14 protein-coding genes and 1 pseudogene are annotated in these 17,907 nt (G+C 62.5%); 7 read left to right on the forward strand and 8 right to left on the reverse strand.

Features of this window, described 5'->3' with window-relative positions; genetic code table 11:
* Window positions 1-179: 179 nt before the first annotated feature.
* The 5 genes and pseudogenes from ACQY7R_RS04825 to ACQY7R_RS04845 form a co-directional block, all read right to left on the reverse strand.
* A complete protein-coding gene (locus ACQY7R_RS04825) occupies window positions 180-1,178 on the reverse strand; it encodes a hypothetical protein (RefSeq protein ID WP_428304460.1) in 999 nt (332 codons plus the stop codon).
* Between the two features lie 210 nt (window positions 1,179-1,388).
* Window positions 1,389-2,252: a hypothetical protein gene (locus tag ACQY7R_RS04830; RefSeq protein ID WP_428304461.1), complete on the reverse strand. Its 864-nt coding sequence runs from the start codon at window positions 2,250-2,252 to the stop codon at window positions 1,389-1,391.
* Window positions 2,253-2,941: 689 nt separating this feature from the next.
* Window positions 2,942-3,262, reverse strand: a pseudogene (locus ACQY7R_RS04835) (DUF1559 domain-containing protein); the annotation flags it as partial.
* Between the two features lie 163 nt (window positions 3,263-3,425).
* The gene (locus ACQY7R_RS04840; protein ID WP_428304462.1) at window positions 3,426-3,833 is read right to left on the reverse strand and encodes a hypothetical protein; all 408 of its coding nucleotides are present in this window, start codon (window positions 3,831-3,833) and stop codon (window positions 3,426-3,428) included.
* Between the two features lie 195 nt (window positions 3,834-4,028).
* Complete coding sequence (locus ACQY7R_RS04845) at window positions 4,029-4,502, reverse strand: CBS domain-containing protein (RefSeq protein WP_428304463.1); 474 nt, start codon at window positions 4,500-4,502, stop codon at window positions 4,029-4,031.
* 316 nt (window positions 4,503-4,818) lie between these two features.
* On the opposite strand from ACQY7R_RS04845, the gene ACQY7R_RS04850 reads away from it, so the two are divergent.
* The gene (locus ACQY7R_RS04850) at window positions 4,819-5,073 is read left to right on the forward strand and encodes a hypothetical protein (protein ID WP_428304464.1); all 255 of its coding nucleotides are present in this window, start codon (window positions 4,819-4,821) and stop codon (window positions 5,071-5,073) included.
* Between the two features lie 122 nt (window positions 5,074-5,195).
* On the opposite strand, the gene ACQY7R_RS04855 is transcribed toward ACQY7R_RS04850, so the two are convergent.
* On the reverse strand, window positions 5,196-6,308 hold the full coding sequence (locus ACQY7R_RS04855) for an aminopeptidase (RefSeq protein ID WP_428304465.1): 1,113 nt from the start codon (window positions 6,306-6,308) through the stop codon (window positions 5,196-5,198).
* A 236-nt stretch (window positions 6,309-6,544) separates the two neighbouring features.
* On the opposite strand from ACQY7R_RS04855, the gene ACQY7R_RS04860 reads away from it, so the two are divergent.
* Window positions 6,545-8,464: an acyl-CoA dehydrogenase family protein gene (locus tag ACQY7R_RS04860; protein WP_428304466.1), complete on the forward strand. Its 1,920-nt coding sequence runs from the start codon at window positions 6,545-6,547 to the stop codon at window positions 8,462-8,464.
* Between the two features lie 160 nt (window positions 8,465-8,624).
* Entirely contained in the window at window positions 8,625-9,632 is a 1,008-nt protein-coding gene (locus tag ACQY7R_RS04865; RefSeq protein WP_428304467.1) for a hypothetical protein, read from the forward strand.
* A 24-nt stretch (window positions 9,633-9,656) separates the two neighbouring features.
* Here ACQY7R_RS04865 and allE read toward each other — a convergent pair whose 3' ends face one another.
* The gene (gene allE / locus ACQY7R_RS04870) at window positions 9,657-10,403 is read right to left on the reverse strand and encodes a (S)-ureidoglycine aminohydrolase (RefSeq protein WP_428304468.1); all 747 of its coding nucleotides are present in this window, start codon (window positions 10,401-10,403) and stop codon (window positions 9,657-9,659) included.
* Window positions 10,404-10,444: 41 nt separating this feature from the next.
* The gene (locus ACQY7R_RS04875; RefSeq protein ID WP_428304983.1) at window positions 10,445-11,713 is read right to left on the reverse strand and encodes an allantoate amidohydrolase; all 1,269 of its coding nucleotides are present in this window, start codon (window positions 11,711-11,713) and stop codon (window positions 10,445-10,447) included.
* A gap of 174 nt (window positions 11,714-11,887) precedes the next feature.
* Between ACQY7R_RS04875 and ACQY7R_RS04880 the strand changes: the two genes are divergently transcribed.
* From ACQY7R_RS04880 to ACQY7R_RS04895, 4 genes are all read left to right on the forward strand, one after another.
* Entirely contained in the window at window positions 11,888-13,336 is a 1,449-nt protein-coding gene (locus tag ACQY7R_RS04880; RefSeq protein WP_428304469.1) for a xanthine dehydrogenase small subunit, read from the forward strand.
* An 11-nt stretch (window positions 13,337-13,347) separates the two neighbouring features.
* Window positions 13,348-15,714, forward strand: coding sequence for a xanthine dehydrogenase molybdopterin binding subunit (xdhB, locus tag ACQY7R_RS04885; RefSeq protein ID WP_428304470.1), 2,367 nt, complete (start codon window positions 13,348-13,350; stop codon window positions 15,712-15,714).
* Between the two features lie 59 nt (window positions 15,715-15,773).
* Window positions 15,774-16,613: an XdhC family protein gene (locus ACQY7R_RS04890; RefSeq protein WP_428304471.1), complete on the forward strand. Its 840-nt coding sequence runs from the start codon at window positions 15,774-15,776 to the stop codon at window positions 16,611-16,613.
* Between the two features lie 249 nt (window positions 16,614-16,862).
* Complete coding sequence (locus ACQY7R_RS04895) at window positions 16,863-17,900, forward strand: hypothetical protein (RefSeq protein WP_428304472.1); 1,038 nt, start codon at window positions 16,863-16,865, stop codon at window positions 17,898-17,900.
* Window positions 17,901-17,907: the final 7 nt, after the last annotated feature.

The raw sequence follows: 17,907 nt of genomic DNA on the forward strand, positions 1-17,907 counted from the left end.
GAGCCCTGAGCCCAAACCGCCGACGCACCCGATGAGGGTCAGCAGCGCGAACGCCGTTGATCGAGTTGTCGAGGTGCTGGACATCAAGAATGTTCGCTACTCAAGAAACTCAAAGATTTAGTTGGGGTGCCACTGGCATCTTGCCAGTGCGGAATTGGGTACATGCTCACCATATCTCATTAGCAAGATGCCAGTGACGCCCGACGTTTCGCTCTGGTTCGTGTGCAGCGGGCGAGCATTGAGAAGCCCAGCAAGAAAAGCACCGCGCTGCCGGGCTCGGGAATGACACTTACCGCCGGCGTCGGCAGCGTCCCATTCACCGCCCCCGGAAACGAATCGATCGACAACCCAAACTCGTCGCGCCACACCGCGAGGTCGCCAGCGCCGACGATTCCGTCGCGATCAGCGTCGCCGAGCGCCAACCGCGCGTTCGTCGCGCCAAAGTTCCGCTGCCAAACAAGAAAATCGCTGCCGTCGACAACCCAATCGCCGTTGAAGTCGGCGTCGAAGTCAGGCGCGAGCTCATCAGCCCAAGCATTCACCCACGACTCGGCCGCTTGCAACGCGGCCAGCGTCGAACCAGGCGTACCGAGCACCATATAGATTGGTTGCGACGGATCGTAGCCGTTCATCTTCATCCGCAGCGATAGCAGGTATATTCCGTCGGCCGGCGAGCTCGCGGTATTCTGGTTGCCCGAGTCAAGATAGAAGTAACGGTGCGAATGAAGTGCACCGCTGCTGCTCGTAACGTCGATCACGTCGCCCGCGACGAGCGACGGGGCGCCATCGACCGCGACCGGCGCGTTGCGCCCGTAGAGAGCAATCTCGTACTCAGGCCCAGGCAAGACGCCAAAGTCGACGGCCGCCACGGTCGATCCGACGCCATCCCAATAAAACGCGTTCTGCAGCACGCCGCCGATCTTCATTGGCATGAAGTCCCATGTGAGCGACGTATTGCCCGGCAAACGACTAGCGCCGACAGGCATCGAGGGCGAGTTCGCCGCGAGAGCGTTGAAGCCGGGATTGTTAACCGACCAGTTGCTGCCAAACTCCGATGGATAGACGCGCCGGCCGAGAGTCCATGCCCCTGAATCGAAATCAGCGTTGCCGGTCGCCAGGCGATTGCCGAGCGTTTGAACCAAAACGTCGGCATGTTGCGCGCCGGCGCTGCCAGCCATCACGGCGGCTATCGTGAGTGCAAGCGCGACGCCGCGAGCACGGCTTCGTATTGTCGTACTGATAGGTAAGTAAAACATAAGAAACGCTTTCGCCGTAGCGGCGTTGGAGTGATTGATTAGCAGTAATCAGCGTTCGTCGCGGCTTGCGGCTGCAGCCTTCGGCATGTGCCGAGAGGCTGCAGCCCAAACCAAACCAGCGCAATCCGCGCGTTACCGCTTTCGGCGTGCTGCGAGCAACACGAAGAAGCTCAACGCGCCAAGCGAAGCGGTAGCCGGTTCCGGCACCACGAGATTCCCCTCGACCCATGCGACGCTGGTTTCGTAGAAGGCAAAATCTTTCGTCGCGCCGCCGCCGAAGTCGACGAGCGCGCCGGGCGTTGTTCCTTCTTCCAACCCTTCGAGCGCCGCTTCGACGAGTTCCTGTTCATCCTCCCCCGTGATCAATGCATCAACGAGAAACGCCATATAGAATGGCCGCGACTCGCTCAGCCCCGCGACGCCGATCGTCGGCGCTGTGAGATACACGCCGTCGGCGGGCGTGCCGGTCGGATGGTTGATCTGGTAGATCGGGTGATCGTCGAGCGCGCCATTCGGTCCGGTAGCGCCGAACGCTGCGGGGCTGAACGCAAATGTCACGCCCGGTTGAGCCGCGCTGATCGGCTGAAAATCGACGGCGCCGACGCCGTTCCAGTAGAACAGCGAGTCGCTCGCACCGTTGACGGTGAACGTCGTGATGCTTCCCGTCACCGCAGCGCCGGGAGGGAGCGCCGAGGCGCCGAGCGCGGCCAGCTTGGCGGCGTCGTTAACGCCATGCAGACCGAAGAAGCCAGGCTCGTCCCCTTCAAAATCAGCCGGCGTCGGCGGAGCGAAGCCAGAACGTAAAATGGCCTCGAAGACGTCGGCGTGAAGCCCAAACGCTTCGTCGGGGCCGTCGATGTCCGACGCCGTGCCGACGCCGACCTGGCCGCCGACGTTCGTCAGCAGCGCGTCGCTGTGAGCATAAGCGGCGTTCGACGAGATCGAGAAAGCACCAAAAGCCAACAGGCAAGAAAGAGACAGGTAAGAAAGTTTCATGGTTAGCAATTCCAATGTTGAATAATGCAAGTGAGTGAGTTCAACGGCGCCCACTCCCCGCCCGCGGTGCGCATGCGCGCACCGATCCCGTTCGCGGGGTGAAGCGCGTTGAAAAATAGGACGCCGAGCGCAGCGACTATGTAGCGGCGCTTGCGCACGGACTCTAGAAGCCGCAACCAAACTGCGGCGGCGATTGCACGCTCAGAACTTGCCTGATTGCCCGACCGTTATTCCGGCGGTTTGGCAAAATCAAAACCTTCGTCGCACCACTGGGCGATCTCCTCCGACGCGAGCGCTTTCACGTGCCCGTCGGCGTAGAGATAGTTGGCGACGGCGCCGGTATGCCGGTCCACCGCCACTTCCTGCTCGACCGCCTTCCAGACCAGTCGATCGGTCGCATTGTGCTTGAGGTTCTGCTCACTGAACCACTCGGGAGCTTCGACATGGTCGAAGGTCGCCTCCACCGTCATCCCCGCCTCGAACATCATGATCGTGGCGTGGGTCGCGGGGAGATCAAAAAGGCTTCCATACATTCCCTCCGGCGGCGAGACGCCCGGCGGCAGCGACGACGGCGGATAGGCCTTGGCCGGATCCTGTAAATAGCCGCTCATCGCGTAGCTGGTGACGCGCCCATTGGTATTCTCAAGCCGCTCGTGATCCTCCGGGCAGAGCCGGATCGCATCGACGCTTTCCATGTACGGCGCGAGCGAATAGACCCACGAATCGACCTCGTCTTCCGCGTCGTGATCATGCGGATCGGAGGCGTCTTCAGGCTCCTCGTGACCGCTGTGACCGTGGGCGATTTCAGGAAACCGCCCGTGGTGCACGTCGGCGTACTGATGGATCGCCAAGCCAATTTGCCGCTGATTGTTCGCACATTGCGAACGTCGCGCAGCGCCCCGGGCAGCTTGCACCGCCGGCAGCAACAACGCAATCAACACGCCGATAATGGCGATGACGACCAATAGCTCTACGAGCGTAAATCCGTATCCAGACCGTGCGCGCACGATGGACCCCTTGCTGGAAAATCCAGAGCGAGAACCAATGCTGAAGGGAACTCTCGCCCGCTCGCAGCGGCGCGCAGCAATGCGCATACGACGAACGTGGAAGCCAATCCAAGCGGATAAGCAACTGGCAAGAGAGCGCAATCGCCGAGCGCAAGAAGTGCGCTCGTTACGCCAGCGGCGGCCCGCGCGGCGCGGCAGAGAGGTCGAACTGCTGCACCTGCAGCGTTTCGACGAGCGTGATCGGCTGCTCGACGGCAACCGTTTCAATCGTCGCGACAGTTTGCGACGGACGGCTCACCTTCATTTGGGCGAGCAGCGTGCAGAGCGGGCAGTTCTCAGCGTCGTGCCCAGGCTTCGTCACCCGCGGGCCTTCGGCAGCTACTTCTTCAGCAGCGTGATGATGACAGCAACAACAGGGCTCCGCAGCGGTCGCAGCCTGAATCCCGCAGGCGCCGTCGCCGCAAGGTAGCAGCGAGTGAAGCGAGTGCCCAAAGATTCCGAGCGCGCTAATCGACGCCAGCGCGATCAGCGCCAACGTGCGATTTACTCGGGAAAACAGGGCTGAACTCGACATCAGAGAGGCGCCAAGAGCTAGGGCGGCCAGAGAGATTACCCTGCTATGGTAGGTGGAACCGCTAGCGCCGTCAAGGTTTATCAGACCGCACGCCGGGGCGTCGCACGCTTCGCGCGAAGCCGCAACGAACGCGTTCGCTGAACGGCTTGAATACCGCCGAGAAGTCCCTCGGAGGCGATTCCCACGAAGCCCAACTCAAGCCAGCGGGGCCTCTTCACTCGCAAATAGCGAGCTGAAGTAGAGCAGCGTCGTCTCGGGTGATTCGCTTGGAAATTGGTCAATGAGGTCCATCCAGCAAGACATCACGTCGCCGCGCGTCACCAGCCCGATCAGCCGCCCATCCTCCACGACTGGCAACCGTCGGTAAGGCGTCAGCAGGAAGACTTGGGCGATTGATAGGAGATGGGTCTCAGGACTGATCGTTTGGGCTTCAGTATCCATGAAGGCCCGCACGTCGCGCACCGGCAGCTGCTCATACGCGGCATCGAGCATCACGTGCATCGAACACTTCTCGCTGAAGACGCCCAGATAGCGATCGTGACGGTCGACGACCGGAGCGCCCGAGATATCGTGCTCCAACAGAAATCGAACCGCGTCGATGACATCGGTCGACGGTGTGAGGGTATACACCTCAGTCACCATACAGTCGCGGGCCGTGATTTGCGTCATGTTCCGCACCGCTCCCGCGATTTGCGCCGCCCGACCGCAAATCGTCGTCTAAGAGTGTAGAGAAGAGGTTCCGCCGCGCAGCCCCTACTCTCGGTTCCAATAGTAACAGTACCACTCAACCGCAGGGTCGGCCAACAAAAAGGGGTAATTCTCGCTTGTGAATTAATTCACAAGTGCCGCATTTCGCTGGAAGTGCGTTATCTGCTTCGGGGCCAGTGCACCCGAACCGCGAGGATTTTCGGCAGCCAGCGAACCCGCGGGCCGATTGCCACCTCCAATGTCGCAGTTGAGCCCGGATGGCTGACGAGACGCTGCGATGAATCTCTCCCACTTATCACTGCTGGACAGTTGTTCGACGCGGTCGAACAAAGAGGTCGCTGCGTGGGCTCATCGCGAGGGGAAGAGCGAAACGATGGCAGCCGATCTGCTGCGTTCCACACTCCACCAACGGAAGCAGCAACAACAGACGATTGCTAGCGCCGGCACATTCTGCCCGCGCTGCATCGCGTCGGCGACGCTCGGCGCAGCACTGGCACTGTTGCTCGATCGAATCATTCTCAGCGGCTACTGAGGACATCGCGGCGTACTAGCCCCGGGCTCCGCCCGGGGGTCGGTCACAATTCCGGTGGGCATTGTCGCACGTGACGCAGCGCGACCCCCGGGCGGAGCCCGGGGCTAGGTGCGATGCGACGGTTACAGCCCTTCGTTGAGCCCCTGCAGATCCGCGGGCACAAATCGCCCATCCTTCCGCAGCAACTCACCGTCGAACCAGATCTCGCCGCCGCCGTAATCTTCGCGCTGAATCAGCACCAGGTCCCAGTGGATGCGGCTGCGATTGCCGTTGTCGGCAATGTCGTAGGCGTTGCCCGGCGTCAGGTGGAAGCTGCCGCCGATTTTTTCGTCGAACAGCGTGTCGAGCATCGGGTGGCGAACGCGGTTGTTCGTCCCCAGCGACCACTCGCCGCAGTAGCGGGCGCCTTCGTCGGAGTCGAGCACGGCGTTGATCCGCTCAGTGTTGTTGGCGGTCGCCTTCACAATTTTGCCGTTCTTGAATTCGAACGTGATATCGCTGAACACCGTCCCCTGATAGCGCGACTGCGTGTTGAAGCGGATGACGCCATTGATGCTGTCGCGCACCGGCGCCGTGAAGACTTCGCCGTCGGGGATGTTTCGCTCGCCGAAGCACGGAATCACCGGAATGTCCTTGATCGAAAACTCTAGCTCGGTTCCGGGGGCAGTGATCTTCACCCGGTCCGCCGCTTCCATCCGCTTCTTCAGCGGCAGCTGGGCTTCTTGCATCGCGACATAGTCAGTCGTGCAAACGTTGAAGTAAAAATCTTCGAACGCCGAGCTGCTCATGTTCGCCGCCTGGGCGAACGAATCAGTCGGATAACGAAGCACGACCCACTTGGTCTTCGGGACGCGGATCTCGCTGTGGACGGCGTGCCACCAATACTTTTGGTAGAGGTCCATCCGCTCTTGCGGCACGTCGGCCTGCTGGCTGCTGTTCGCGGCGCCGCGGATGCCGATGTAGGCCTGAGCCGAATCCATGCGATCCTTCTCGAACTTCGCGGCCGCTTCCATCGACTCCTTGGTCGCCGTGCGGTAGAGCGACCGCAGCACCTTGTTGCTCTTCGTGGTGACCAGCGGAATTGCCCCCCGTTCCGCGGCGCCTTCGACGAGCGCACAGACGAGGTTCATCTCTGGCAAATCAAAGGCCTCGATGACGACCCGCTCACCCGGTTGGATCCGGCAGCTGTGATCAAGGAGCAAATTGGCAAGCTTGTCGATGCGTGGATCGTGCATGGGATTTAGGTGATCGGAGATCGGTGACTGGTGATCAGTAGCCGCGGGTCAACGACCCGCCGGAGCAGTATTCAATGGATCGACGCCCTTCGCACCCAACCGTCTCTACGCACCGCGGCCCCAACTTGGTCGCATGTCCGTCTGTAGCGATTGGTCCGAGGATTCAAGGAAGTCGAACAGGCCCGACGACGGTAGAATGTACTGAAGTTTGCCTTTTCCGACTATGAGGAACCGTGATGTCCACCGAGCTCCGCCCTCGCCCCGCGTCTGACGACAACGACGGCCCCTCGTTCGCCGAGACCGCGCTTAAGCTGGGCGGCAAGAGCGACGACGAAGCCCGCCGCACCGGGGCAATCGACGCGGCCGACGATCAAGTCGAAAAGCTGTTCGCCTCGCAGTACCAAACGGCCAACAGTCCCGCCCACCGCGCAGTGTGGGACAACGGCGTGCCGGTCGATTTGTTTCAAAGCGAACCGGCGATGACGCCGCCAGCCATCCAGCAGGTGATGGACGCCTCGGTGGAAATCGTCCGTCGCCATCGCGACGGCGGTTCGCTCTACAACGACGAACACAAGATCGCCGACCACGTGCTCGCTGAACTCGGCCAAGCGGGCTACTGGGGATTGTTAGTCGATCCGGCGTATGGCGGCAGCGGCGCTCCCTTTTCGTCATTCGCCCCGTTCCTCACGCGGATGGCGACCATCGATCCGACCGTCGCAGGCTTAGCATCAGTCCACGGCTGCATCGGCGCCGTCGACCCGGTGCGAACGTTCGGCACGGACGAGCAACGACAACGTTTTCTGCCAGGGCTCGCCTCGGGTGAGCGGCTGAGCGCGTTCGCGCTTACCGAACCAGGCGCCGGCAGCGATCTCACGGCACTGAAAACAACGGCAGTCCGCTCTGGCGACGACTTCATCGTGAACGGCGAAAAACTGTTCATCACCAACGTCGTCCCCGGCCGGACGATTGGCCTCGTCTGCCTCATCGAAGGGAAGCCAGCCGTCCTCATCGTCGAGCTGCCGCGGGAAGAAAACGAACACTTCCAACTCCGTAAATACGGCCTCTGGGCGCTGAAGCACACCTACAACCGCGGCATCATCTTCCGTGACTTCCGCGTGCCGACCGCGAATCTGCTCGCGCCTCCCAAGGGCGACGGACTCACCATCGCGTACCACGGCCTTAACCTCGGCCGCATCGCCCTCTGTGCGAACGCCGCCGGCACGATGCGCCTCATGATGGCGAATATCATCCCGTGGGCCAACTTCCGCGAAACCTACGGCCAGACGATTGCCCGCCGCGAACTTGTCCGCCGCCGCCTCGGCCAACTGGCGGGACTGATCACCGCCGCGGACGGCCTCGTCGCGTGGTGTTCCGGCCTCATCGATCGCGGCTACCGGGGCGAGATGGAATGCATCGTCGCCAAAATCTTCGGCAGCGAAGCGCAAAAGCACGCGGCGATCGAGCTATACATGAAAACGCACGGCGGCCGCTCGTTCCTGCATGGCCACAACTTCGGCGACAACGTCCACGAGTACCTCGCCCCCTGCATTTACGAAGGCGAAGGCGAGATGCTGGCAATGGGCTTCTTCAAGTCGCTCGTAAAGGAGCATGGCAAAACGTTTTTCGAACCGATCGGCAAAACGCTCGCCGCTGCCGGCATCAAGAAGCCGAACCCCTTCAACCCCGCCCACGCCTGGGCGCTGAAAAGCGTCGCCTGGCCTTACGCCAAGTGGATGATCGCCCGCCGCCTCTCCAGCGGCGCGGCGCCGCAACTGCCGACGATGCCGAGCGAACTGCGTAAGCACGCCGAGTTCGCCTGCGAGAACCTGCACGCGATGGGCCTCGAAATCTCGCAAACGATGAGCAAGTTCCAACTCGCCCTCGCCGACCGCCAATGCCGGATGGCGGAACTCTCGCAGCGCTGCCAGGATCTGATCACGATGCTCTGCACGTCGCTCTACGGCGCCCGCCAGCAGGACGAACTGGTGCGCAACGCCGCGGACGTGCTCTGCCAAGAGCTGAAGAGCAAGTACACGGGCAAGCGGGCTAGCAACAGCTACTACCGTCAAGTGACCGACCTCGGCGCTGCGATTGCCGAGGGGGGATTTAAGGGAATCGCAGGGCTCGACGGCGGCGAAATCATGATGCGGTACTAGCTTCCCATCCGCACTCGAACGGCAGCTAGCAGCGATCTTGGCGGCTGGAAATCAATCTTGGCGCCCCGTCGCCAGGACTGTTTAATCCCCCGCCATTGTTTCGCCGTCGCCTCGTCGTTCGAGGCAGCGTGCACACCGTTCACCCTCGTCGAGTCGCGTCGTGAAATCTCGCGCTGCGGTCTTGCTACTAGCGTTATCGATCGCTTCCGGCTGCGCGGCTCACCGCGTGCCGACGTTCGATCAATCGCCAGCGAACGGCGTCTCGCATCCGCTCGACGATAGCCCGCAGATTGAACGGGGCGACGCGCACCCGGTCGTCGATGGCGTCGGCTGGGTCCTCGGCGTACCCGAAAAAATCGCTCTCTGGGACCGTCGCGCGTCGAACCATCAGGTCTCTGCCGACACCGAGCTGAAGCTCTCGGAATACATGGCGGCCAACGGCATGGGCTCAACCAAGGTTCGCATCAACCAGTACGCCCCCGGCGACGAATGGCGCCGGCTGGCCGCGAATAAGAGCGTCGGCGCCGGCTGGCGGTACACGTTCGGCGCCGTCCGTACGCTCGGTTACACCATTCTGCCGGGCCGCGTGTTCAGCGGGCTCGTCGGCGGCGATTCGTACAACCCTTACACCGATAGCATCTACGTCTACTCCGATATTCCAGCGCTCGCGGTCGAACAAGGCGCCCATGCGAAGAACGTCCGCTGGCGCGACAATCCCGGCACCTACGCCTCAATCTACTCGCTGCCGATCTTGACGCTCTATCCCGAGCGGGCGGCCAAGGAAGAAGTCTACGCCCACGTTGCCCAAAACGGCACGTACGACGAACAGGTCGCTGCTCGCGACGCCCTTTACCCGCAATTCGGCAGCGAAATCGGCGGGCAAACGGCGATGTTCGTTCCTGGTTCGACCATCGTCTTCTCGCTCGCCGGCGCCGGCGTCGGACATGCGGTCAACGCGATGTCGCCCGCCCCGGAAGTCGGCATGGAACCATTCGCCCAAGCGGCCGCGAAGTACGAGCAATCGACTGAACTCGCCGACGCGCCGGAAAAGACGACTTGGCCGAGCGATTTCGCCGAAGGAGTCGCCCCTCCCGCCGCCCAGAGCGGCGAGGTTCGCCAGGCGAATGCCGTCGAAGCGCCGTCGTCCGATGCGACGATTCTGCGCTAGTCGCTCACCGCGCTGCGGCAACAGTTACAAGCCCAGCAGCGGTTCACGATTCACGTCCTTGTAATACAGATACCGCGCCGGCGTCTTCCCCATCGCCACGAACCACTGCGGGCAGTACGAAGCCATCCAAATGACATCGCCTTCTTCGACGGGGTACCACGAATCGCCCAGCCGGTAGACACCCATGCCGTCGAGCATCACTAGGCCATGTTCCATCACATGGATCTCAACCTGCGGCAAGTTGGCGCCTGGCTGGTAGGTAAAAACGTTTACCGCCATATCGAACCGCTCGTCGGTTGGCAGTAGAGTTTGCAGGCGGGCTTGTTCATCACCCATGAATGCGACGCCTGGGGCGTCGGCCGTCGTGCCGACAATCGCTTCGGGCCACTCGAACGCCACTTTCTGGTACCGCTTTTCGAATAGCACGATGTTGCTCGCTTCGATCGCCTTCAGTTCGTGCGGCCGATCGGGCGGGAGATATGCAAAATCTTCCGCCACGAGCGTGTGCGCCGCGCCCCCGGGCAACTTGAGCGCGAGCTTCCCCGTTCGCACCCAAACGACGCGTTCGACGCCCTCGGCCGCGCCGCTGGTGAAACCGCCCGCATCAATCGCGACGTTGGCCTGCACGAACCGGGCTCCCATGTGGGGCGAGATGTAGACGACGCCTTTAGCCCCCCGCCACCCGGGAAGATCTTGCCACACCCACGTATCTGGCGTGATGAGAGCATGCTGCGAGGTGACGTGGCTGCGAGTCGTTCCAAACAAATCCATGGCGGGATGGCTCACTACTATTTTTCAGTGCTTGTGATCTATCAACGCGGAGCGGCGGCCGATTGCGCCGCCAACTGTTTTACGAACGTTACCAGTGCCTCGATCCCAAGCGCCACATCGTCCGCGTGAACGGCCTCGGCCGGATGATGGCTCACGCCGCCGGGACTGCGGAGAAAGAGCATCGCCGTCGGCGCCGCGCGGGCGACAACGCCGGCGTCGTGGCCAGCCCCGCTGACCATGAGCCGCGGAGCAGAGTCGATCTCCGCCACCGCCGCGGCGAGTCCTGCAGTCAGCTCGACGTCCATCGCGACTGCTGCGTGTTCGTGCTGCCGTTCCACGCGCACGGCCAAATTGGCGCCCTGCGCCAACTCTTCTGCCAGGGCGAGCAGCTTCGCCACCGCCATGATCCGCACGGCGTCGTCCTGGTGTCGCACATCGAGCGACGCTGTCACCATCCGCGGAATGCAATTCGGCACGTTCGGATCGACGACGAAACGACCGACCGTCGCCACGAGCCCCGGCGTCGCGCGGGCAAGTTCCTCGACGGCGATCGTCCAACGACCGGCGATAGGGAGCGGATCGTTCCGCAAGTTCATCGGCGCCGTGCCGGCATGCCCCCCCTCCCCTGCCCACTCGACGGTCAGGCGCGTTTGGCCGGCAATCGCCGTCACCACGCCGAGCGGCTGATGAACCGCTTCGAGCAGCGGCCCCTGCTCGATGTGAGGTTCGAGGTAGGCGACAATGTCGCCCTCCAGAACACGGCATTCGCCGATCGCGTTTGGATCGCAACCGAACGCGGTGAGTGCTTGGCCGAGGCTGACTCCTGCGCCGTCGCAGAGCGTCAGCAGTTGCGGATCGAACGTTCCAACGAGCGCGCGACTCCCAATGAACGGCAAGCGAAAGCGAACACCCTCCTCTTCCGAGAAGCCGATCACTTCGACCGCCCACGGCAGCGGCGTGTTTGCCGCGCGGAGCGCCTCGACGACGGCGATCCCCATCATCACGCCGAGGACGCCGTCGTAGCGTCCTGCGTCGGCGACGGTGTCGAGATGCGAGCCAATTATCAAGCGTTTCGCGGGATCGCAACCCAGCGGTATGTACGTTCCCCGAAAATTGCCTGCCTCGTCCATGTTGACGATCATCCCAGCAGCACTCATCCACCCAGTGACGAGCCGATGGGCGTCGCGCATCGCCGGCGTGCAGAAGAGTCGCGTGATTCGTCCCGGTTCGTCGCTGCAACGTGCGAGCGCGTCGCACCGCTCCATCACGTCCGCAGCCAAGCGCTGCCACTGAGAACTTGCATTGACCACAGGCAAAACGAAACCGATAATTGGGGTGTTCGGGCGGTGCGAGCGGATTATAGTCGCGAACTGCAGTTTTTCCAAAGTTCAACGCGGAAGAACGTCGATCGCGACAGCCAACGATGTCGGTTCCCCCATTAGCCTCCGGTTCTTCAAACCGGGGGCCGCAGCGAGCCCCCGCCCATGCGCGACCACCTGCTCCTCTTCATCAACGGTGAACAGCGCGAAGTCCGCGGCGGGGACGCGTTCCTGTCGCTCTCGGATTATCTGCGACTCCGTTGCGGCCTAGTCGGCACGAAGATCGTTTGCAGCGAAGGGGATTGCGGCGCCTGCACCACGCTCATCGGCCGGCCGGCTGCCAGCCGCCAGCAGCTCGACTACAAACCGGTCGATTCCTGCATTCAGTTCATGTTCCAGCTCGACGGCGCCCACATTGTTACTGTTGAAGGTCTCCGCCGCGACGGTACGCTTAACGCCGTCCAGCAGGCGATGGTCGATTGCCATGGCTCGCAATGCGGGTTTTGCACGCCAGGATTCGTCATGGCGATGACCGGCATGCTTGAACGGCAAGATTCGCTCGACGAACCATCGTTACGCTCCGAACTCACCGGCAACCTCTGCCGCTGCACCGGCTACACGCCGATCATCGACTCCGGCTTGAAGTGCAACGGCGCCGATCATCAGCGACTCGCGCAACTTTATCCCTCCGCACCGATGCTGGCCGCGTTTGCCGGCGCTGGCGACGACGAGCTGCGTCTTGAAACCACTTCATTCGGCGTCCAGCACATCGCCTGCTCGCCTCGCACGCTTGAAGAAGCGCTCGATTTCCTCGCGATGCAGCCGACCGCCACGATCGTCGCCGGCGCCACCGACATCGGCGTCCGTGCAAACAAAGCCCATCGCCTGCCGCCGGTGATTCTCGATCTCAACCGAATCAAGGAACTTGAGGCCGTCGCCGTTGAAAACGGCATACTCCGTTGCGGCGCCCGCGCGAGCTGGACCACGCTGCTCGCAGCATTCCGCCAAGCAGCTCCGGCGTTTGCCAGCATCTTGCAACTCTTCGGCGCCCCGCAGATCCGAAACGTTGGCACGATCGCCGGCAACATTGCGAACGCCTCGCCGATCGCCGATTCACTCCCCTTCCTGTTCGTAATGGAAGCGGTGCTGGTGCTCGCCAGTAAGTCGGGTCGCCGCGAAGTGAACATCAATCAGTTCTACCACGGCTACAAAAAGCTCGAACTGAAGCCGGGCGAACTCATCATCGAAGTTCGCATCCCGCTGCCGGCCGAGCGCGAGTTGCTGCAACTTTACAAAGTTTCGCGCCGCCGCGATCTCGACATCTCCGGCTTCACCGCCGCTGTCCGGATGCAACTTGACGGCGACGCGATCAAACAAGCGAGCATCGCCTTCGGCGCCGTCGGCCCAACAGTAATGCGAGCGCGGCAAACCGAACGTTTCCTCGTCGGCGAACCGCTCACCCTCGAAACAATGCAAACGGCCGGCGACATCGCGGTGAACGAAGTGACGCCCATCGACGACGTCCGCGGCTCCGCGGAGTACCGTCGTCAATTGACCCGCAATGTGCTGTTAAAGTTCTACCACCAAACACAATCGCAACTTGCGGCGGTATAAACGAGATCACTATGCCGAGCGTCGGCCAAACCATCCCGCACGATTCCGCCGTAGGTCACGTCACCGGCCAGGCGTATTACCTCGACGACATGCCGTCGATGGCGGGAGAACTCCACGTTGGCTTCGTCCCGAGCCCAATCGCCTGCGGCCAACTGACGAGCATCGAAGCGACGGCTGCGCGTGCGATCCCCGGCGTCGCGGCCGTCTACACAGTTGCCGACGTCCCCGCGCACAACATGTTCGGCCCGCTCGCCGCCGACGAGCCGTTTCTCGCCGACCGCGAACTCCTCTACGTCGGCCAGCCGGTCGCCATCGTCGCGGCTGAATCCCGCGCCGCGCTTCATCACGGCATCGCCGCGGTCGAACTAAAATACTCGGAGCAGCCGCCGCTCCTCGCGCTCGAAGAATCGATCGCTCAACAACGCTTCCTCGGCGTCGAGCGTCGCATCGCCCGCGGCGGCGAGATCGACGCGGAACTGAGGAAGTCGCCCCATCGCCTCAGCGGCACGTTTCACATCGGCGGCCAGGAACAGTTTTATCTCGAATCGCAGGCCGCGATCGCCTATCCCGGCGAAGATGGCCAGATGGTCGTCCACAGTTCGACGCAAAACCCGACCGAAATTCAAACCGTCGTCGCCGAAATGCTTGGCGTCGGCTTTCACGAAGTCGTCTGCGTCACTAAGCGGATGGGCGGCGGCTTCGGCGGCAAGGAGACGCAGGCGGCGATCCCCGCAATGATGGCGGCGCTCGTCGCGCGCAAGACGGGCCGCGCCGCGCGGGTGATCTTCGACAAAGACACCGACATGTGCTCCACCGGCAAGCGGCACCCCTACCTCGTCCGCTGGGAAGTCGGTTTTGAACGCGACGGCCGTATCCACGCGCTGAAGTACGACTATTATTCGAACGGCGGCTGCTCGCTCGACCTTTCGCCGTCGATCATGGAGCGGACGCTGCTCCATTCCGATAACGCCTACTACATTCCTCACGCCGATTTCCGTGGCCGCATTTGCTTCACGAACCTGCCGTCGAACACCGCGTTCCGCGGCTTCGGCGGCCCGCAGGCGATGGCGGCGACCGAGAACATTCTCGAGTCAATCGCCCAGCATCTCGCGATCGACGCTTACGAAGTCCGTTGCGCGAACGTCTACGGCGTCACTGAGCGGAACGTCACTCCCTACGGCCAAATCGTCGAGAAGAATCATCTGCCGGAAATCTTCGACGCCCTCGCCGCCTCGTCGCAATATCACGCCCGCCGCGCGGAGATCGCCCGCCGCAACGCGAACGATCCGCTCACGCTCCGCGGCCTCGCACTAACCGGCATGAAGTTTGGCATCAGTTTTACTTCGAAGTTCCTTAATCAAGGGAACGCGCTCGTAAATCTCTACACCGACGGCACCGTGCAGGTTTCCACCGGCGGCACCGAGATGGGCCAAGGGCTCAACACAAAGATCCGCCAACTCGTCGCTGATGAGTTCGGCCTCGACCCGGCCCGCGTTCGCCTGATGGCGACCTCGACCGAGAAGAACAACAACGCCTCGCCGACCGCCGCCTCGGCCAGCACCGACCTCAACGGCGCCGCCGCGGTGCGGGCCTGCCAGCAGATCAAACGGCGGTTGAAGAAGTTCGCCGCCGACCGACTATCGGATAAAGCAGAAGGCCTCACGCCATCGCCGCGGCACATCGTCTTCGCCGACAACGTCGTCTACGACACTCGCCGCCCCGAACTGCGAATCGCCTTCGGCCCGCTCTGCGACGAAGCCCGCCGCGAACGAGTCGACCTCGGCGCCCGCGGCTTCTTCGCCACGCCGGGCATCGACTTCAACCGCGAAACGGGCCGAGGTACCCCATTCTTCTATTACACCCAAGGCGCCGCTGCCGTTGAAGTCGCGATCGACCGCTTCACCGGTGAATTGACCGTCGCGCGAGCCGACCTGCTGATCGACATCGGCCGCTCGATCAACCCCGGCGTCGATCGCGGCCAAATCATCGGCGGTTTCATCCAGGGGATGGGCTGGGTAACCGCAGAGGCCCTCACCTACAACGACAAGGGAGTGCTCCTGAGCCACTCGCCGACGACGTACAAAATCCCCGCGATCACTGACGTGCCGATCGACTTTCGCTTAGCGCTGCTTGATAACAACGACAACGTGCAGAACATCCGCCGCAGCAAAGCGGTTGGCGAACCGCCGCTGATGCTCGGCATCGCGGCATGGGCGGCGGTGAAAAATGCGTTGTCGTACGTAAGCGCCGAAGCAGCGGCTTCTCTGAACCTGCCGGCGACTGGCGAGGAAATTCTGCGGTGTCTAACGCTAGCAACCGCGGGTCAACGACCCGCCGGAGCAACTTCCGTTGGACGCAGCGGCGCACGATCAAATTAATAATTGAAAATCGATTTAACTCCGCTCCGGCGGGTCGTTGACCCGCGGCTACCTCGCCAATGCCCTCCCTTCACGGATACATCGAACGCCTCGCCGAACTCGCCGCCGCCGGTGCGCCGTTCGTTAGCGTCACGCTCGTCGGCGTCGTGGGGAGCACGCCGAGCGACGTCGGCAGCAAGATGCTCGTCACGGCGGCGGGGCTCGACTTCGGCACCATCGGCGGCGGCCGCGTCGAAGCGAAAGCGATCGCGGAAGCGCAACAATTCCTCCGCCACGACTATCCCAACAGCGAGCCGGGGGGTTCATCCCCCCGGTCTTCCGTTACTCCTTCACCCCAACTCGTCGAGTGGAACCTCCAACGCGACGTCGGCATGACCTGCGGCGGAGTCGTCCAACTCTTCTTCGAAATCTACAACCACGGCGAGTGGCAAATCGCGATCTTCGGCGCTGGACATGTCGCGGCGGCGGTCATCGCCGCGTTGCTCCCGCTCCCCTGCCGCATCGTTTGCGTCGATCCGCGCGACGAGTGGCTCGCCAAGCTCTTCGATCACCCGCGGCTGCGCAAACGCTGTCTTGCTGATCCAACTGCGATGTTGGACGACCTGACCCGCGACGCCTTCGTCCTCTGTATGACGATGGGCCACCGTACCGACCGGCCGATTCTCGAAGCGATCTTTCGCCAGGGCCTGAAATTTCCGTACCTCGGCGTCATCGGCAGCGCCGCCAAGCGAGCGGTCCTACGCCGCGAACTCGTGGCGGCCGGCATTCCAGAAGAGCAAGCCGACGCGTTCCACTGCCCGATCGGGCTGCCGCTCGGCAGCAACCTGCCGGCGGAAATCGCCATCAGCATCGTCGCCCAATTACTGCAGGTGCGCGACGCTCTGAAAATCCAAGCTTGAGCCGCACTCCGGCTCTGTTAAACCTTGCAATCGGTAGCGAATATGCCAGGCGCCAATTGCCGCATCGCGCGACTCCTGTCGAAAGAGTCATCACGTTTATTCCGTGCGCGCTAGGCTTGAACAAAATCTAGCGCATTAACGCTGATTCTCGTCGATGCTAGCGTCAGGCCGCTCTCTCGGCCGCGCCGGTTCCGAGCCCCACGCTCCCGGCTGCTCGACACGGACGACGCACATAGGACACCGTTCAGGATGAACGCCAAATTCTCCGCCGCCGTTGCGGCGCTGGCGCTCGGCATGCCGTCGATCGCCCCCGCTCAGCAACTGATGCCCTCAGAAATCGTCGGCGCCGACTCGGCCGTCGCCCCTTACGAGTACGCGAGCCCGCCGGCCATCGCCGATCAGTTCGTGATCGACGATCCCTCGTGCGACGTCGGCTGCACCGAGCAGCTTTCGTGCAGCGACTCCTGCTGCGAGAAAGCGATCCTCTGCGGGTTGATCAAGCAGTCGGATCACTGCTTCGACAGCTTCATCAGCCCGATGACCAACCCGGTCTTCTTTGAAGATCCGCGGCAGCTGACCGAAGTCCGCGGCATCTTCTTGAACCATAAGGTTCCGCTCGCGGCAGGCGGCGGCGACATTCAAGTTTACGCGGCCCAGGCGCGGGCTCGCATTACCGATCGGCTGTCGATCATCGCGACGAAAGATGGCTACGCCGTCTCGCAGAACCCGGTGATCGCCGACGGTTGGGCCGACGTAGCGGCTGGCTTGAAGTATACGATCTACTCGGACGCCGAGACGCAACGGCTCCTCAGCGGCGGCCTCACCTACGAGATCCCTGCCGGCACGCCGCGGACGCGACAAGGCAACGGCGACGGCGAGTTCCATCTGTTCCTCACCGGCGGCGCTCAGGTCCTAGGCTACGGCCACGTGATTAGCGGCTCAGGCTTCCGCCTCCCTGCCGATAGCAGCGAAGAGAGCCAGATGTGGTACTGGTCGAACCACTTCGACTACCAGGTTGTGCAGAAGTGGTACTTCCTCACTGAATACAACTGGTACCACTGGATGAGCTCGGGCAACAACGACTTTGCGCCCGGCATCGAGGGCGGCGATCTGTTCAACTTTGGTTCGACCGGCGTCGCGGGCAACGACATCGTCACTGGGGCGATTGGCGCCAAATACAAGCCGAACCGGCATGTTGAAATCGGCGTCGCGTGGGAACTGCCGCTCACCGAACGTCGCGACGTGCTGGAGAATCGCCTCACGGTCGACGCGATTCTGCGGTACTAACGCACCC

The organism is Lacipirellula sp. (assembly GCF_965279485.1).
Classification (GTDB): domain Bacteria; phylum Planctomycetota; class Planctomycetia; order Pirellulales; family Lacipirellulaceae; genus Lacipirellula.